The 17,243-nt window shown below is 57.7% G+C and carries 16 protein-coding genes; 7 read left to right on the top strand and 9 right to left on the bottom strand.

What is annotated here, in order from left to right:
* Window positions 1–111 precede the first annotated feature (111 nt).
* The 4 genes from ftsP to SK51_RS07680 all read right to left on the bottom strand — a co-directional run bounded on the left by ftsP (window position 112) and on the right by SK51_RS07680 (window position 5,265).
* Window positions 112–1,524 (bottom strand): cell division protein FtsP, encoded by a 1,413-nt coding sequence (ftsP, locus tag SK51_RS07695; protein ID WP_023298607.1) that lies wholly within the window; start codon window positions 1,522–1,524, stop codon window positions 112–114.
* 61 nt (window positions 1,525–1,585) lie between these two features.
* Window positions 1,586–2,323, bottom strand: a complete 738-nt coding sequence (gene plsC / locus SK51_RS07690; protein ID WP_022649406.1) for a 1-acylglycerol-3-phosphate O-acyltransferase — start codon at window positions 2,321–2,323, stop codon at window positions 1,586–1,588.
* 163 nt (window positions 2,324–2,486) lie between these two features.
* The gene (parC, locus tag SK51_RS07685; RefSeq protein WP_023298608.1) at window positions 2,487–4,745 is read right to left on the bottom strand and encodes a DNA topoisomerase IV subunit A; all 2,259 of its coding nucleotides are present in this window, start codon (window positions 4,743–4,745) and stop codon (window positions 2,487–2,489) included.
* Between the two features lie 118 nt (window positions 4,746–4,863).
* The gene (locus SK51_RS07680; RefSeq protein WP_022649408.1) at window positions 4,864–5,265 is read right to left on the bottom strand and encodes a YgiW/YdeI family stress tolerance OB fold protein; all 402 of its coding nucleotides are present in this window, start codon (window positions 5,263–5,265) and stop codon (window positions 4,864–4,866) included.
* A 139-nt stretch (window positions 5,266–5,404) separates the two neighbouring features.
* On the opposite strand from SK51_RS07680, the gene qseB reads away from it, so the two are divergent.
* The 6 genes from qseB to SK51_RS07650 all read left to right on the top strand — a co-directional run bounded on the left by qseB (window position 5,405) and on the right by SK51_RS07650 (window position 9,600).
* Window positions 5,405–6,064, top strand: coding sequence for a quorum sensing response regulator transcription factor QseB (gene qseB, locus SK51_RS07675; protein ID WP_022649409.1), 660 nt, complete (start codon window positions 5,405–5,407; stop codon window positions 6,062–6,064).
* Window positions 6,061–7,410, top strand: coding sequence for a quorum sensing histidine kinase QseC (qseC, locus tag SK51_RS07670; RefSeq protein ID WP_023306956.1), 1,350 nt, complete (start codon window positions 6,061–6,063; stop codon window positions 7,408–7,410). The genes qseB and qseC overlap by 4 nt, the downstream gene beginning before the upstream one ends.
* 104 nt (window positions 7,411–7,514) lie before the next feature.
* On the top strand, window positions 7,515–8,096 hold the full coding sequence (locus tag SK51_RS07665; RefSeq protein WP_022649411.1) for an NAD(P)H-dependent oxidoreductase: 582 nt from the start codon (window positions 7,515–7,517) through the stop codon (window positions 8,094–8,096).
* A 30-nt stretch (window positions 8,097–8,126) separates the two neighbouring features.
* Window positions 8,127–8,441: a putative quinol monooxygenase gene (locus SK51_RS07660; RefSeq protein WP_003862506.1), complete on the top strand. Its 315-nt coding sequence runs from the start codon at window positions 8,127–8,129 to the stop codon at window positions 8,439–8,441.
* Window positions 8,442–8,592: 151 nt separating this feature from the next.
* Complete coding sequence (gene lysM / locus SK51_RS07655) at window positions 8,593–9,033, top strand: peptidoglycan-binding protein LysM (protein ID WP_022649412.1); 441 nt, start codon at window positions 8,593–8,595, stop codon at window positions 9,031–9,033.
* A gap of 39 nt (window positions 9,034–9,072) precedes the next feature.
* Complete coding sequence (locus tag SK51_RS07650; protein WP_023298611.1) at window positions 9,073–9,600, top strand: hypothetical protein; 528 nt, start codon at window positions 9,073–9,075, stop codon at window positions 9,598–9,600.
* A gap of 12 nt (window positions 9,601–9,612) precedes the next feature.
* Here the strand turns inward: SK51_RS07650 and SK51_RS07645 are convergent, their stop codons facing one another.
* The 3 genes from SK51_RS07645 to SK51_RS07635 are packed head-to-tail and all read right to left on the bottom strand — an operon-like array spanning window position 9,613 to window position 13,940.
* Window positions 9,613–10,800 (bottom strand): glycoside hydrolase family 88 protein, encoded by a 1,188-nt coding sequence (locus SK51_RS07645; RefSeq protein WP_048206635.1) that lies wholly within the window; start codon window positions 10,798–10,800, stop codon window positions 9,613–9,615.
* A 28-nt stretch (window positions 10,801–10,828) separates the two neighbouring features.
* The gene (locus SK51_RS07640) at window positions 10,829–12,094 is read right to left on the bottom strand and encodes an oligosaccharide MFS transporter (protein ID WP_022649415.1); all 1,266 of its coding nucleotides are present in this window, start codon (window positions 12,092–12,094) and stop codon (window positions 10,829–10,831) included.
* 31 nt (window positions 12,095–12,125) lie between these two features.
* Entirely contained in the window at window positions 12,126–13,940 is a 1,815-nt protein-coding gene (locus tag SK51_RS07635) for a DUF2264 domain-containing protein (RefSeq protein ID WP_023306960.1), read from the bottom strand.
* A 166-nt stretch (window positions 13,941–14,106) separates the two neighbouring features.
* Between SK51_RS07635 and SK51_RS07630 the strand changes: the two genes are divergently transcribed.
* Window positions 14,107–14,946 (top strand): AraC family transcriptional regulator, encoded by an 840-nt coding sequence (locus SK51_RS07630; RefSeq protein WP_022649417.1) that lies wholly within the window; start codon window positions 14,107–14,109, stop codon window positions 14,944–14,946.
* A gap of 466 nt (window positions 14,947–15,412) precedes the next feature.
* On the opposite strand, the gene SK51_RS07625 is transcribed toward SK51_RS07630, so the two are convergent.
* Window positions 15,413–16,288 (bottom strand): MurR/RpiR family transcriptional regulator, encoded by an 876-nt coding sequence (locus SK51_RS07625; protein WP_015571883.1) that lies wholly within the window; start codon window positions 16,286–16,288, stop codon window positions 15,413–15,415.
* Entirely contained in the window at window positions 16,285–17,235 is a 951-nt protein-coding gene (locus tag SK51_RS07620) for an iron-siderophore ABC transporter substrate-binding protein (RefSeq protein WP_023306962.1), read from the bottom strand. Before SK51_RS07620 ends, SK51_RS07625 begins: the two co-directional genes overlap by 4 nt.
* Between the last annotated feature and the right edge of the window lie 8 nt (window positions 17,236–17,243).

The raw sequence follows: 17,243 nt of genomic DNA, 5'->3' as shown, positions 1-17,243 counted from the left end.
TACGCTGGTTTATCGGGGGAAATGAAGGGGTATTTATTGCCCGGTGACGCTACGCTTACCGGGCCTACGGGCCTGTAGGTCGGGTAAGGCGAAGCCGCCACCCGACTCGTTTTACGGTGCCGGATTCACCAGCATCTGCCCTACCGACCCCCTGTCCATCATCTCCAGCGTCTGGCTGTGGAACAGGAACGGGAAGTGCGGCCATGACGGCTGTCCATAGTAGACGAGCAGTTCTACCTGCCCATCCACCCAAACGGTATCTTTCCAGCCCCTGTCTTCCGGGAACGGCATCGCCCCGTTGACGTTGCGGATCAGGAATGACACCCCTTCAATATGGAACGACTGCGGCATCTCCGAGCGGACGGTCCAGCGCTCCCAGGTTCCCTGCTGGGCGGTGATATCAATACGGTTTACGTCCCACAGCGCGCCGTTGATGCCCGGATCGTCGCCAAGGCTGATATCGCGACTGCGTACTGCAGGGCCGGTCACAATTTCCTGCGGCAGCAGGCGCATCGGCAGACTGTCGGTCACCAGCGGCAACAGGCCGGTCGGGCGCAGCGTCAGCACCAGCGTGGAGACCAGAACGCTCGACGGTTCAAAGAAGCCGCGAATGCGGTCAACAATGCTTGCCGCTTCGCCGCAGGTCACGGACACTTCATCCCCGTTGGTCATATCCACGAGGATTTCACGACGTTCGCCCGGCGCAAGCGCCAGCTGTTTCACCGACACCGGCGCAGGTAATAACCCCTGATCGCCTGAAATCACATGCAGGGCGCGGCCGTCGCTCATTTGCAGCAGGTAGCGGCGCGAGTTAGAGGCATTCAACAGACGCAGACGCACCCAGCCACGAGACACTTCGACATACGGGCTTTGCGCGCCGTTAACCAGCAGCGTATCGCCCACAAAGCCACCGCTGCCCGGCTCGCTGTACTCCGGCGTACCGAAGTTATCCAGACGCTTGTCCTGAATAATGATCGGGAAATCATCAACACCGTAGTGATTCGGGATCGGCAGCGTTTTACTGACCTCATCTTCAATCAGCCACATCCCGGCCAGGCCGTTATAGACCTGCTGGGCGGTGCGGTTCGGGGTGTTGGCGTGATACCACAATGTCGCCGCGCTCTGACGAATCGGGAGGACGGGCGCCCAGTCGGCATTCGGCGACATCATGCGCGCCGCGCCGCCCATCAGCGGCCCCGGCACCTGCAACCCACTGACGGTCATTGCGACATTTTCCGTCGTCCGGTTACTGTAGATGAGCTTGACGTCATCCCCATTCCACACGCGAATGGTCGGCCCGAGGTAGCGTCCGTTAATGCCCCATACCTGCGCGCGCGTTCCCTGGGTAAAGGACCAGTGGCTACGCTGAAGCGTGAGGAATAGCGGCTGTCCGCGACGGGATTCAATCAACGGCGGAATAGGCAGCGGCTGTTGCTGCCCGGCGGCGCTGGCTGTCCGCGGCATCGCACCCGCACAAAGGGCGATACCCGAAGCCTGAATAAACTGACGCCGACTGAGTGACATATAAGCTCCATCTGAAACGACTAACAACGCGGGAATTCGTTTTCCCTTGAACGAAACCGGGTTAAATCTTACCGGCGGCTTCTCGCTCTGCAACTTCTTTATCGAGCTGTGCAATGTGCTGAGCCATCAGCTCGCGGCAGTGCGTGGCCAGCTCGCGCACCTGGTCTTTACCGTATTTGGAGGTATCCACCGGCGGTAGCATTTCGACAATGACCAGTCCGTTTTTCAAACGGTTAAGATTAATCTTATTCGATGTATTGGAAACGCACACGGGAATAATTGGAACGCCTGCCGCAATTGCAGCATGAAACGCGCCGGTCTTGAACGGCAGCAGGCCGCGACCGCGGCTGCGCGTCCCTTCCGGGAACATCCAGATTGAGATCCGGCGCTTTTTAAACTGATCCACCACTTCCGCAATGGTGCCATGCGCTTTCGCACGGTTGTTGCGGTCAATCAGCAAGTTACCGGTGAGCCAGTACAGTTGGCCGAAAAGCGGGATCCACAGCAGGCTCTTTTTCCCGACGGTTACGGTCGGCGGAATAACAATATTTGAGGCCGTCACCATATCGTAGTTGTTCTGATGGTTAGCGATATAGATGGCGTTACCGAAATTCTCCGCCCCTTCAGGCAGACGCTTTTCAACCTTCAGGCCGAACAATGGCGCAAGGCGACCAAACATGTGCCCGAACGTCGCGACATGTTTTGGGTTACGCGGGCTGAACAGGCAATAAATCGATCCGAAAATACAGACCAGAATGCAGTAAATAACGGTAAGAATAAGACGAACAATGTATAGCATAGCGACCTCTGAAGCCCTGACAGCTGACAATTATACTTCACCTGTGGCCAGGTAAGGACTTTATTACGAGCGCGTATTGTTAATCGCAACGCACGAATTAACAACGTTTTTACGGGAAATTTTATGGTAATCCCCCTCCGGAAAGAGGGGGGGATGAAACAGGTTACTCTTCGCTGTCGTCCGCTTTGCTGCGCGCCGGCGAGTCGATCTCCACGCGGTCGATGCGCTGCAGGCCACGCATCAGTGAGCCGCGACGTCCGCGCTCGCCAACCACCTTCTGCAACTCTTCCGGACGCAGTTTGATCTTACGTTTGCCGACATGAATGGTCAGCGTGCTCTGCGGCGGCAGCAGGAAGAGATGCGCCAGGCTATCTTCGCCTTTTGCCGCTTCCGCTGACGGGATACTGATGATCTTGTTGCCCTTCCCTTTCGACAGCTCCGGCAGATCGCTGACCGGGAACATCAGCATGCGTCCGGCAGCGGTGATCGCCAGCAGCATATCGCTTTCGTTCTCGATGATCAGCGGCGGCATGACGTGGGCGTTATCCGGCAGACTGATCAGCGCTTTACCGGCGCGGTTACGCGATACCAGATCGTTAAAGGTGCAGATAAAGCCGTAGCCAGCATCAGACGCCATCAGCAGTTTTTGATCGTCGGCTTCCATCAGCATATGGTCAACCGTGGCGCCCGGCGGCAGCGTCAGCTTGCCCGTCAGCGGTTCGCCCTGCCCGCGCGCGGATGGCAGCGTGATCGGATCAATGGCGTAGCTGCGGCCCGTGGAGTCGATAAACGCCACCGGCTGGTTGCTCTTGCCCTTCACCGCCGCCTTGAAGCTGTCACCGGATTTGTAGCTCAGACCCGGCGCGTCGATATCGTGGCCTTTGGCGCTACGCACCCAGCCGCTCTGGGAAAGCACGATGGTCACCGGCTCGGACGGCAGCATGTCGTGCTCGTTCATCGCCTTCGCTTCTTCGCGCTCATGCAGCGGAGAACGACGGTCGTCGCCAAAGGCGTCGGCATCGGCCTGCAACTCTTTCTTCAGCAGGGTGTTCATCTTGCGCTCGGACGCCAGAATCGCCTGAAGCTGATCGCGCTCTTTTTCCAGCTCGTTCTGCTCGCCGCGGATCTTCATCTCTTCCAGCTTAGCGAGATGGCGCAGCTTCAGTTCGAGGATCGCTTCGGCCTGGGTTTCGCTGATGCCAAAGCGCGACATCAGGGCAGGCTTAGGTTCGTCCTCGGTACGAATGATCTCAATCACTTCGTCAATGTTGAGGAACGCCACCAGCAAACCTTCGAGGATATGCAGGCGCTTAAGCACTTTCTCCAGGCGATGGTTCAGACGGCGGCGCACCGTATCGCGGCGGAAGGCCAGCCATTCGGTGAGGATCTCCAGCAGGTTTTTCACCGCCGGACGACCGTCCAGACCAATCATGTTCAGGTTGATGCGGTAGCTTTTTTCCAGATCGGTAGTGGCGAACAGGTGGTTCATCACCTGCTCCATATCCACGCGGTTAGAGCGCGGCACGATCACCAGACGGGTCGGGTTTTCGTGGTCCGATTCGTCGCGCAGGTCGTCCACCATCGGCAGCTTTTTATTGCGCATCTGGGAGGCAATCTGCTCCAGCACCTTCGCGCCGGAGACCTGGTGCGGCAGCGCGGTGATCACCACGGCGCCATCCTCTTTGGTCCATACCGCGCGCATGCGCACGGAGCCGCGGCCGTTCTGGTAGATTTTACGGATTTCCGCACGCGAGGTGATGATCTCGGCTTCGGTCGGATAGTCCGGCCCCTGCACGATATCCAGCAGATCGTCCAGCGAGGTTTTTGGCTGCTCAATCAGGGTGATGGCCGCTTTCGCCACTTCACGCAGGTTGTGCGGCGGAATGTCCGTCGCCATGCCCACGGCGATACCGGTCGTGCCGTTCAGCAGGATGTTCGGCAGACGCGCAGGCAGCATTTTCGGCTCCTGCATCGTACCGTCGAAGTTTGGCACCCAGTCGACCGTACCCTGCCCCAGTTCGCCCAACAGCACTTCGGCATATTTAGACAGACGGGATTCGGTATAACGCATCGCCGCGAAGGATTTCGGATCGTCCGGCGCCCCCCAGTTCCCCTGACCATCCACCAGCGGATAGCGGTAAGAGAACGGCTGGGCCATCAGCACCATCGCTTCATAGCAGGCGCTGTCACCGTGCGGATGGTATTTCCCCAGCACGTCACCGACGGTACGGGCGGATTTCTTGAACTTGGCGGTCGCATTCAGCCCCAGTTCGGACATCGCATAGACGATGCGGCGCTGAACGGGCTTCAGGCCATCCCCGATAAACGGCAACGCCCTGTCCATGATGACGTACATGGAGTAGTTCAGGTAGGCGTTTTCCGTGAATTCATGTAGCGCGAGGCGCTCTGCCATATCGCTCATTACGTGTGATTCCTCAACTCAGAAACCGATGGGTTTCAGGCAATATTGCCGCAGATACTACCTCATCTGGCGAGTTGAGTCACAAAGAAAAAGGGCCGCTCATGCGGCCCTTTCCGGGTTATTTGTTCAGCTTGATAACCTGCTTCACGTCGATTTCAAACTCGTTCCAGTCTTTATCGATTTTACCCTGGAGTTCGACTTTATCCTGTGGCGTCACCGTCACGCCGTTCCAGCGCTTGTGGTCGATCTCCACCACCACCGTGCCGCTTTCATCGCGGAAGGTGTAACGGTCATCGGACAGGCGCTCGGTAATATTACCGCGCAGCTTCACCCAGCTGTCGTCCTTCATATCTTTGACTTTAGCCGCGGTAGTGAGGTTGGCGTTATTATCGACAAAGCCACCCTGCTGGGTTTGCGTCTGGGTCTGTGTCGCAGATGGGCCAGAGAAGCCACCCTGTGCAGCAAAAACAGGGGCAGTGGTCATCATCATGATGGCAGCAATTGCAGCGTATTTTTTCATCTTAATCTCTCCCTTTAATGTCGTTTCACAATCCATTAAACAGGGTAAACCTTAACAACTTCTTAAGGGGAAAATTTATTTATTTTTACTGTACAGCAGGCGCTTGCAGAAGGTTTACTGACGGCATCAAGGAGGAAATATGCGCATTTTACTGGTAGAAGACGACAAGCTCATCGGCGATGGCATCAAAGCGGGCTTAAGCAAAATGGGCTTTAACGTGGATTGGTTTACCGACGGTAAAACCGGGCAGGCGGCCCTGTACACCGCGCCGTACGATGCCGTGGTGCTGGACCTGACGCTGCCGGAAATCGACGGGCTTGAGATCCTGCGCGCCTGGCGCGAAAGCGGTAAGAGCGAACCGGTGCTGATCCTCACCGCGCGGGATGCGCTGAATCAGCGCGTCGAAGGGTTACGCCTGGGGGCGGATGATTACCTGTGTAAGCCGTTCGCGCTGATTGAAGTGGCAGCCCGCCTCGAAGCGCTGGTGCGCCGCAGCCACGGGCAGGCGCGCAGCGAGCTGCGTCACGGCAAGGTCACGCTCGATCCGGCAAGTCTCGTCGCCACGCTGGAGGGCGAAACGCTGGTGCTCAAACCCAAAGAGTTCGCCCTGCTGGAACTGCTGATGCGCAACGCGGGCCGCGTGCTGCCGCGCAAGGCCATCGAAGAGAAACTCTACAACTGGGATGATGACGTCTCCAGCAACGCCGTCGAAGTCCACGTTCATCATTTACGCCGCAAGCTCGGCAGCGAATTTATCCGCACCGTGCACGGCATCGGTTATACCCTGGGTGACGCATGAAACTGACCCAACGCCTGAGCCTGAAGCTGCGCCTGACGCTCCTCTTTTTGCTGCTGTCCCTGGCGGCCTGGTTTGCCGCAAGCGTGGTGGCCTGGCACCAGACGACCGACAAGCTCGATAAGCTGTTCGATACCCAGCAGATGCTGTTTGCCAAACGGCTGCTGACGATGGACGTGGACGAACTCCGCGCCCCGGAACGCATGCGCGAGGTGCCGAAAAAAGCCAAACACGGCCATCTTGACGACGATGCGCTGGCCTTCGCAATCTTCACCGCAGACGGCAGCATGGTGCTTAACGACGGTGAGAACGGGCGCGACATACCTTATCACTACCGCCGGGACGGATTTGATGACGGTCGGTTGCAGGATGACAACGACGAATGGCGTTTCCTGTGGCTGACCTCCCCGGACGGGAAATACCGCGTGGTGGTTGGCCAGGAGTGGGAGTACCGACAAGATATGGCGCTGGACGTGGTCAGCTCGCAGCTGACGCCGTGGCTGGTGGCGCTGCCCGTAATGCTTCTGTTGCTGATTGTCCTGCTGAGCCGGGAATTGAAACCGCTGAAAAACCTGGCGCAGACCCTGCGTTCACGCTCGCCGGATGCGACCGATACGCTGCCCACCCACGGCGTGCCGACGGAGGTTCGCCCGCTGCTTGATGCGCTTAACCATCTTTTCGCCCGTACGCAGGAGATGATGGCCCGCGAGCGCCGCTTCACCTCGGATGCCGCTCATGAGTTGCGCAGCCCGCTTGCCGCGCTGAAGGTGCAAACCGACGTGGCGCAGCTTTCCCTTGACGATCCCGGGGCGCAGTCTAAAGCGCTGGGGCAATTGCATGCGGGCATCGACCGCGCCTCCCGGCTGGTGGATCAGCTTCTCACCCTGTCGCGCCTGGATTCACTGGATAATCTTGATGACGTCGAACCCGTGATGATGGCCGATTTGCTGCAATCCGCGGTGCTGGATATCTGGCATCCGGCGCAGCAGGCGGGCATTGATATTCGGCTCAACGTCAACGCGCCCGAGGTGATGCGTCACGGACAGCCGCTATTGCTGAGCCTGCTGGCGCGTAACCTGCTGGACAACGCCGTTCGTTATAGCCCGCGCGGCAGCGTGGTGGACGTGACGCTGAACACCCAAAGCTTTACCGTGCGCGACAACGGCCCGGGCATTTCAACCGATGCGCTGGCGCGTCTCGGCGAGCGCTTTTATCGTCCACCGGGCCAGGACGCCACCGGCAGCGGTCTGGGGTTGTCTATTGTGAAGCGCATCGCGGCGTTACACGGGATGCGCGTCTCGCTGGGCAATGCGCCTGAAGGGGGCTTTGAGGTGACCGTCAGCTGGTAGCCATTATTGCGCTGAGCGCAAAAGACTTTGCACATTTTGCTTATTTTTCCGCTCCGTCCTCGCGCGTAGAATACCTGGCATACTCTCAGCATCGAGGACAAATAATGAGCAACATTCTGATTATCAACGGCGCGAAAGAATTTGCGCACTCTAAAGGCCAGCTCAATGACACCCTGACCGAGGTCGCGGATGGTTTCCTGCGCGACGCCGGACATGATGTTAAGGTCGTGCGCGCGGACAGCGATTACGACGTGAAGGCCGAAGTGCAGAACTTCCTGTGGGCCGACGTGGTTATCTGGCAGATGCCGGGCTGGTGGATGGGCGCACCGTGGACCGTGAAAAAATACATGGACGATGTGTTTACCGAAGGTCACGGTTCGCTGTATGCCAGCGACGGCCGCACCCGCTCAGACGCGTCTAAAAAATACGGTTCCGGCGGCCTGTTGCAGGGCAAGAAATACATGCTCTCCCTGACCTGGAATGCCCCGCTTGAAGCGTTCACCGAGCAAGATCAGTTCTTTGAAGGCGTAGGCGTAGACGGCGCGTATCTGCCATTCCACAAGGCGAATCAGTTCCTGGCTATGGAGCCGCTGCCGACCTTTATCGTCAATGACGTAATTAAAATGCCGGACGTCCCACGCTATATCGCAGAATATCGCAAGCATCTCGCGGAAATTTTTGCTTAACTGGTAGCCTGGAATTAGAAGGAGTTAATTATGCTTACCGTTATTGCTGAAATCCGTACGCGTCCTGGCCAACATCACCGCCAGGCGGTGCTGGATGAGTTCGCAAAGATCATCCCGACCGTACTGAAAGAAGAAGGCTGCCACGGCTACGCGCCAATGGTGGACGCCGCCACCAGCGCAAGCTTCCAGGCGACCGCGCCAGACTCGATTATCATGGTTGAGCAGTGGGAAACCGTCGCGCACCTTGAAGCGCATTTGCAGACCGCGCATATGAAAGCGTGGAGCGACGCGGTGAAAGGGGACGTTCTGGAAACCCATATTCGTATTCTGGAGCAAGGGGTTTAAGTTCTGTGAAATTTACCGGGTGGCACTGCGTTTACCCGGCCTACAACTTCCCTCCCAGGCCCGGTAAGCGTTAACGCCACCGGGCTTTTTTTATCACCTTAACACTCAACTGCTATGCTTATTCTGACTTCATGTTAAACAGGAGGATGGAATGGGTCTTTTTAATTTCGTAAAAGAAGCAGGCGAAAAGCTGTGGGACAATCTGACCGATCATAAGGGTCAGAGCGACAAAATCACCGAGCACCTCAAGAAACTCAACATTCCCGGTTCCGATAAGGTTCAGGTTGACGTCACCGACGGCAAAGCCAGCGTGACGGGCGACGGGCTGACGCAGGAGCAGAAAGAAAAAATCCAGGTCGCCGTCGGCAACATCGCAGGCGTCAGCGAGGTGGAGAACAACATCACCGCGACAGATGCCAAAGATGAAGCTACTTACTATACGGTGAAATCCGGCGATACCCTGAGCGCGATCTCTAAAACCGTGTACGGCGATGCTAACCAGTACAACAAGATTTTTGAGGCTAACCGCCCTATGCTCTCCAGCCCCGATAAAATCTATCCCGGCCAGACGCTGCGTATTCCTAAAGCATAACGTCTAAAACAGTCGGTTCACGTCGCGCAGAGGAACAGAATGAAAATAGCTTGTCTTGGCTGGGGTTCGTTAATCTGGAAAAGCGGCGCGTTACCGGTAGCCGGTGAGTGGCAGACCGACGGGCCTTCTTTGCCCGTCGAGTTCTGTCGGGTCAGCGATGGCGGTGAACTGGCGACCGCCATCTGTATGAATGCCCCTGCCGTGCCGGTGCTTTGGGCATGGCTGGAGGCCACAACGTTGAGCGTGGCCTGCCGCGCTTTGCGTGAGCGCGAAGCCATTCCCGAGGATCGCTGCGATGGTATTGGCTCGCTGCTAATCACCGGACGCGACACGGGTATCCTGACAACATGGGCCAGGGAGAAAGGTATTGAAGCGATCATCTGGACCGGGCTCCCGCCGAGAAGCGCGTCACAGGAAGGCAGGGTTCCTGCCGTGGACGAAGCCATCGCTTATCTCGACGGCCTCAGCGGAGAGACCCGCAGCCATGCGCGGGACTATATTTGCCGCGTGCCTGCCCAGCTTGATACGCCCTACCGGCGCGTCATTAAAGACGTGCTTGGATGGTAATCCCCCGGCCAGTTACCAGTACAGTTTCCAGCTCCGGGTGAAACGCACCAGCGCCTCAACGTAGAAGTAATCTCCCCAGCTTGCGCACTCATCCACGCCTTTGTTGCTCCCGAGGTGGTAAACCGAGTGTTTAAGCAGCCCGTTGCCCTTTTCTTCTCTCCCCATCAGATAGTGTTTCGTCAGTGACGACATAATGCCTTTAGCCCATTCCATATAGCGCTCGCGATCCGGATCCGTGACCGGCAGGTGTTTCAGCAACTCCAGCAGCCCACATACCGCAATCGCCGCCGAGGAAGAATCACGCAGCGCGTCGGTGCCCACCAGCGCCAGATCCCAGTGGCAGACGTAGTCGTCGGGCAGGCGATTGAGGAAGTAGTTCGCCAGCCGTTTTGACAGGGCGATCATCGTCTCGTCGCCGGTATAGATATAGCTCAGCAGGAAGCCGTAAATTCCCCACGCCTGCCCGCGTGACCAGCAGGAGTCGTCGGCGTAGCCCTGCTGGGTGTTGCCGTAGCGCGGTGCGCCGGTTGTCACATCCATATAGTAGGTGTGGAATGTGGAGGCATCGTCACGAATGAGGTACGTCGCCGCCTGCATGACGTGCGCTTTTGCGGCGTCGGCAAAGCGCGGATCGCCCGTCTGCTCCGTTGCCCAGTAGAGCAGCGGCAGGTTCATGTTGCAGTCGATGATCATCCGCCCGGCCTGGTCCGGATCGGAGAGATCGCCCCACGCCTGGATGATCTTCGCTTTCTCGTGGAAGCGTTCCAGCAGAGCTTCCGCCGCCAGCAGCGAGAAGCCGCGCGCCTCGCGGTTTCCGGTCAGCCGCCACGCGGCTACGCAGGAGAGCGTGTAGAGGAAGCCTAAATCGTGGGTGTTGGTGTCGTTGCGCCCGGCGATGCGCAGGCCAAACGAGCGCACGTGTTTTTCCGCCATCGCGCGGAATTTTTCCTCGCCGCTCATCTCCCATGCCAGCCATAGCTGCCCGGTCCAGAAGCTGGTGGTCCACTCCACGTTGTCAGTCAGCGGATAAAAACCGTTCTGGCAGGTTTCCGCCGGGAATTTGTCGCCGAACTCCGTTAAATGACGGCTAATCAGGTCCAGAACGTGGCTGCGCGCCGAATTCAGTTCATCGCTGAATGCGCGGGAGTCAACGGGCGCAGCGATAACAGTCAGACGTTCTTCTTTGATACGACTTAACATATTTCGGTTCCTTCTTTGACGGCGTAATTTATCGTGTTGACGTTTCTGCTACGTTCAGCGCACGAGCCCCGCGCCATTTGCTCTGACAGGCAGATAACGTAAAAGCAGAAATAAGGGTAAAGGTCAGCGCCGTTGCGCCCATGATGATATAGGTGTGCTCAAAGCCAATACGGTCATACATATAGCCGGCAGGGGAAGAGACCACCACGTTGCCAACGTAGAGCATTGCCTGATAGCCGAGTAAATACATGGTGGCATTGACGCGCTTGTCGAAATGCTCGGCGATATATTTAAATACCGACACCAGCAGGAGACAAATTTCCAGACCGTACAGCGGCTTAAGCACTGAAATTAACAGGTGAGAATCACACATGCCGGAAATAATCAGACGCGCCCCGACCACCAGCCCGACAATTAATAGCCCGCGTTTGGCGCCAATAAAGTTCACAAACAGCGGGACCACCATATACATGACAAATTCCATGCCCGACTGCACGGTCCCGAGATAACCGAATACCGCGTTGCCCTCATGAATATCATCGAAGAAGGTGACGAAATAGCGCGAGAACTGCTGCTCGGCGATAAACATCATCCACGCCACGCCCGCCACGTACAGGCAGAAGGCCCAGAATTTGCGGTTTCGCAGCAGGGCGTAAACGTCTGACGGGGCGATTTTCTCTTTCGTCAGCACCTCGCCCGCGTGAATGGAGTTAGTGTTCACTTTCAGGCTCAGCAGGACGATCAGCATCACCACCGATGCCACGCTGCCGAGAATAAAGTTATACGCCGGTGAGAGGTTAAACAGCAGGCCGGAGAAGGACGATGCCACCGCCCAGCCGAGCGAACCCCACATGCGAATTTGCCCGAACTCCATGCCGTTTAAGCGGCTAAAGCGGTCGGAATACGATTCGCACGCCGCCACACCCGCGTACCAGGCAAAGCTTAAATAGAGCGCGCCGATAATAATCCCCAGCAGGGTATTAGACATTAACAGCGGCTGGTATACGTAAATAAAGAACGGCGCCATCAGGGCCGACATGATCACCACAAAATAGAGCAGGTATTTGCTCATGCCGATCTTATCGAGAATATAGCCGTAGATCGGTTTAAGAATAACGGAGAATATCCCGTTCACCGCAAAAACGGTTCCAATCACCGAGCCGCTGAGATTGGCTTTCTGGCCAAGCCAGATCGCCAGCAGTCCAATACTGGCAGACCAGGTAAAGAAATAGAGAAAGATAAAGCTACTGATTTTGTAATATTCAGTTCTGTTAGTTGTCGATGTGCTTTTCATATCATCCTCGCCGGGGTGTAGGGCCAGATTTTTATAATGTGAACGACAGCTTACGTTCGCTTCCGGGTTCGCTAATGACGACCCGGCTATGGGTTATATTCAGCTGCGGCGTCGCCGCAACGGGCTGTTTTCCGCCAGCCAGAACGGCGCAACAGAGCCAGCTTTCCCCTTGCGGGAGGTCGGCCTTTAACAACGGAATGGAAGCGCACTCCGCAAACATAATGCTGCTGTTCGGCGGCGTGACGATGCTGTCTGGCTGGCGGTGAATGACCGGCGAAAGATCGACAATGACGCTGCTGCCGTTTTCAGCCATCAGATAACAACCGCGATCGCGCACCTGGTGGGCGGTTTTCATCACCGCAAAGCCGCCCTCGACGGTTTGCAGAGTGCGCGCGCTGTTGATGCGGTGCAGGCGCAGGTGCCACTCCCCGAACGGGATCTGCCAGGTCGCAATCTGCACGTCGCGCCACGGCGACCAGCGCGAGAAAATGTAATGTTCATCCACCCGAACCTCTTCGCACTCGCGACGACCGCGGAAATAGTCATCTTCGTCCGCCAGCAGCAGCATGGAATCGCAGGCGGCATGCTTCAGGCCAAATCGTCCACGCTCAATGGTGAATCCGAAGCGGCTGGAGTAGGCAAATTTGGTGTATTTCGCTTCGGTGTTAACGTAGTTATTCAGCTCCAGCTGACCAGCCGTGAGCATGACGACGTGCTGCGAAGCTTTCGAATGCATCAGGATCTGCTGCGCATGCGGGATCACATGTTTTTCAGCAAGCGCGGGCAGCGGCTGCTCGTCGGCCTGCCAGAACGGATGCGCCTCCGGCAGCGCCAGGATCAGGTAGGTTTTCAGCGCCCAGTACGGTGAACCGGGGGAGTTGTAATCCTCGCACATCGCCAGGTTCGGATACGCAAACCCCAGGGTAAGAATACCGTCGCGATCGACAATCGACTGCTGCTGCCACCAGCGCAGATGCCGCAGCACAATGCCCTTCACGATACCCGGGGTGAAGACGTCCAGCTGAGAAAAGGCCACCGCGCTCCAGAAGGCAACCATGGCAAAGCGGTAGGTCAGGCTGCGGCCAAACGGCACCGAGGCACCATCGGCGGCGGACCAGTAGATAAAGTCTTCCGCGAACAGACGCGAGCGCTCGCGCAGCACCTTCGCCCTCGCCTCGTCGTCACTCAGGGTGGCGTAAATCAGGCCGTAAAAATGGAAAGCCATGGAGATGTAATAGTCTTTCGGGCGGCCAGGACCGTCGGAGTACCAGCCGTCGCCGAGATAGTAGGCGTCCATCAGCGCAAAGCGGTGGTCAATGGCGGCTTGATCGTACGGCAGGCCGGCGCGCTTAAAGCCGAGCTGGACCATAATGGCAAAATAGTTCCAGTTGCTGTCCGGCATCTGCGCGTCGGTGATTTGGTTGAGCCACGCGTGCAGGTTAATCACCTCGCGCCCGGTAAAGTGCGCGGTGAGTTTATCTCCCAGCAGACCGAGCCCCAGACCGTAGGCCGCCATCTCCACCAGACGCTGATCGTACGGGCCGGTTTCACCCCAGTAGCCGGTGCTTTGCGGGTCGGTACCAAGCTTAATGGCAGTAAGGTACTTCTCGCTGAACGGCGTGCTTTCGCCGGATGCCATCAGCGGAAACAGCCCCCACAGCGCGCGGGAAAGTCCCTCCATCTGCGCAATATCCGCTGTGTAATGGGCGCAGGTATCACCCAGCGAGAATCGTGAACGGTTCGCCGGAAATTGCGTGTCCAGCGCCTGTAAAAGTGCATTCAACGACGCCACTACCTCCTGGCGTGAAGACAACGGATTTGATTTTTCTTTGTTTGCCGCCCACATCGGTTCGCCCTCGTAATCAACTGCGGCAAAGCATAGTGAATCCGCAAGGGGCAGAAATGTTAGCCGTGTCACAGGCATGAACGATGAATAAACCTCCAGTTGAGAAAATTTAAAAAGGTGGTTTATAAAGACGGTCAGACGGGAAAAAGTTGAGTTCTATTGCACTATGCGCGACACGCCGACATCCGATCTTCTGGAACTGATCGCCCTGAACGATACCGTGGCCTCGTTCAGCCGCCTGTTTGCCAATACCGTGCGCTACCATCACTGGCACCAGTGTCTGGAGATCCTCTATGTGGAAGAGGGCTTTGGCGTGGCGATTGTCGATAATCGTCACTACACCATGCGCCCCGGACGGCTGTTTTTCTTCCCGCCTTTTACGCTGCACAAGGTCATGGTGGACGAACAGGCGGAGGCAATTTACCGCCGCACCATTATTCATCTCGACCAGCACGCGGTGCTGAAGATCCTGCGGGATTTTCCCCAGACCCGGCAGCGTCTGGAGCGGCTGTCACGCCGTGGCGGCGAAGCGTGGGTCGCCGATTTAGCCCACTTCCATCACCATATCGACCATCTGTTTAGCTGCTATAAACCGCCGATGAACGGCGAGAGCATCGCCAGCCTGCTGATAGGCCTGTTCGCGATGCTGCCCGACGATCGCGACGGCGAGCCGGGAAACAGCCAGGGGATCGCCAGCCAGGTGATGTTTTGGCTCGACGAGCATTATCAGGAGAAATTTCGTCTGGATGCGCTGGCCAATGAGCTGGGAAAATCCCGCAGCTACGTATCGCGAAAATTCCATGCGGAAACGGGCGAAAAAATTCACGACTACCTGAATACGCTAAGGTTGCGTAAGGCGTGTGAGTGTTTACTCCACACTGATTCGAGCGTGCGTGACATTGCCGCACAGACGGGTTTTTCCGACGTGACGTGGTTTATCAGCGCGTTTAAAAAAGGGATTGGCGAGACGCCGCTGCAGTACCGGAAGAACCATCGTGCGGTTTGACGCCCTCACCCATGGGGCTGAGGGTTCCCCACAAATTAATGCGAGCACTGAGCAATCCCCTCGCCCCTCCGGGGAGAGGGTTAGGGTGAGGGGAACATACGGCGGTGGTGGTCATTCCGTTCACTTTATGTTCCTTGCTACTCTGTAACGACATGACCGGTGAACGTGCCAGGGTGGCTCAGTCGCCACCACCCTGGCGACCCGGGCTCCCGGCGGTAAATCGCCGCTTCGCGGTGCCCTCGGCTCATTCCTTCCGGCTTATCGGGTACGGGCGGAGGCAACGTCCCTGTAAAGCCGCCCTCTCGGCGCATCCCTGCGCCTCGCCCCGGCCTGCAGGAAACGCCTCAGCGATTTACAGCCGGACCAGGGCATCGCTGACAGCCCTCAGTCATTTAGAAAGCAACTTTATTGCTTCTGCATAAAAAAATTACTGGGGATCCCTCAGCCCACGGGGAGAGGGGGAAAATCAACCGCTCTTCTTGCCCGGCTTTAATCCGCGGTGTAACTCGTTGATGCGCTTCATCGACTTGATGGTGCGCTGCGGCTCGGTGGAGGCGACGGACAGAATAATCATCTCCAGGCACAGCAGCACCGTGCCGTGCAGCGGGATTTTGCCCTTCTCGCCGCCGCGCGGGACGTGGATCACTACGCTTGCCTCTTTGCTAAAGCGCGAGTCCGTGGCGTTGGTCAGCAAAATGGTGGGAATACCCAGGCGCTTCGCTTCGCGCAGCGTGGTCTGTCCCTCCCGGTGCGCGGATTTTTGCGCCATCATTACCAGCACGTCACCGCGCTGTAGGGCAATCAGCTGTTCGGCGAGGCCAATACCGGTGCGGTTGAGCGGGATCGCAGGCAGGCCTATACGGCTAAACAGTCGCGAGGTGTACTCAGCCAGAATGCCGGATGCGCCAATGCCAAAAATAGCGACCTGTCTCGCCTGCGCCAGCAGCGACACCGCCTGCGCCATCGCGTAGCGGTTGCCCGGTTCGGACAACACCGCGCAGGTGTGTTGATGGCCTTCCAGCACAAAATCGATGCTCGCGTCGACGTCGCTGGTAAGCGTGTTTACCGTCGTGGACATCTTCTCGCTGGAGGTGACCACCGGGCCAAACCACTGCTCCAGGGTCTGCTTGAGATCCCGCAGCCCGCCAAACCCAAGCGCCTGAATGGCACGCACCACGGTGGCGTCCGAGGTGTGTAGCACAGCGGCAATCTCCATTGCCGTCTGCTCCATAACCGCTTCACGATTTTCATTGATATAGCTCGCCACCTGCAGCAGGCGCGGCGTCAGCTGGTGCGCCCGCGAGCGGAGGCGGTCGCCGTAGACATCAATTTTTCGGATCATCGTGCGGCCTCCGGCAGCGGACGGCCCGCTATCTGCGACTGCACCTGCGCGGCCATCAGCCCCAGCGAGGCAAATGAATTTGAGATCGCTTCCTCGCGGGAGATGAGCACGTAATGCCCGGTTCGGCAGGCGTTGAGAAACTGACACCAGCCCGGCATCACCGCATCCATCGCCGCCAGCTCGTCCTGCGGTTTTCCGCCGGTGTCCCCGCGCCAGGTTGCAAAGACAAAATCAGCATCCAGCTCCGGCAGGCGCTCGGCGCTGACGTCGATGCGCCCGCCCTCCGGGATGCTCTCAATCAGCGGCGGGAACCTGAACCCTGCGTCGCGCAGCACGCGCCCAAGCGAGTGGTAGCTGTGCATGGCGTTGATTTTGCCCTGATTGGCCTGAATCACCGAGACGGTCAGTTTGCTCGTATCGATGGTCGCCTTTAGCGCCTCGATCTGCTCCTGATAGCGACGCTCCAGAATCTTCAGCCGCGCCTCTGTCCCGGTAAGCTGCGCCAGCTTGCGGTAGATCTCCGGCGCGCCGCCGTCGAGGTGATCGATACTCACCGTCGGGGCAATTTTTTCCAGCTGTTCGACCGGCGTGTTGCGGGTCGGCTCGGTGATGATAAGATCCGGCTTCGCCGCGGCGATGGCTTCAATATCGATATCGGCGGTGCCGATGAATGTGATGTCGGAATTATCAAAATCGATGCCCGTCAGCATGCCGCTGGAGCGCAGAAAATGGCTGCCGTCCGGTCGGGTACGGCCATGGCTGGCAACCGGCGGTACGCCAAGCTCGATCAGCGGAATGGTGATATCCAGGTCGTGCAGGGACACAATCCGCTTCGGGTTAACCGGCACCACCACTTTGCGGTTCAGGTCGTCAGTAAACGTCTGCGTTGGCTCTGCGGCTCCTGCAGCAAAACCCACCAGCACCAGCATTGCAAAAAATACGCGCATTTCTATCC

Source organism: Enterobacter sp. MGH85, from assembly GCF_001037655.1.
Classification (GTDB): Bacteria; Pseudomonadota; Gammaproteobacteria; order Enterobacterales; family Enterobacteriaceae; genus Enterobacter; species Enterobacter intestinihominis.
This window is presented reverse-complemented; position numbering and strand designations above follow the sequence as displayed.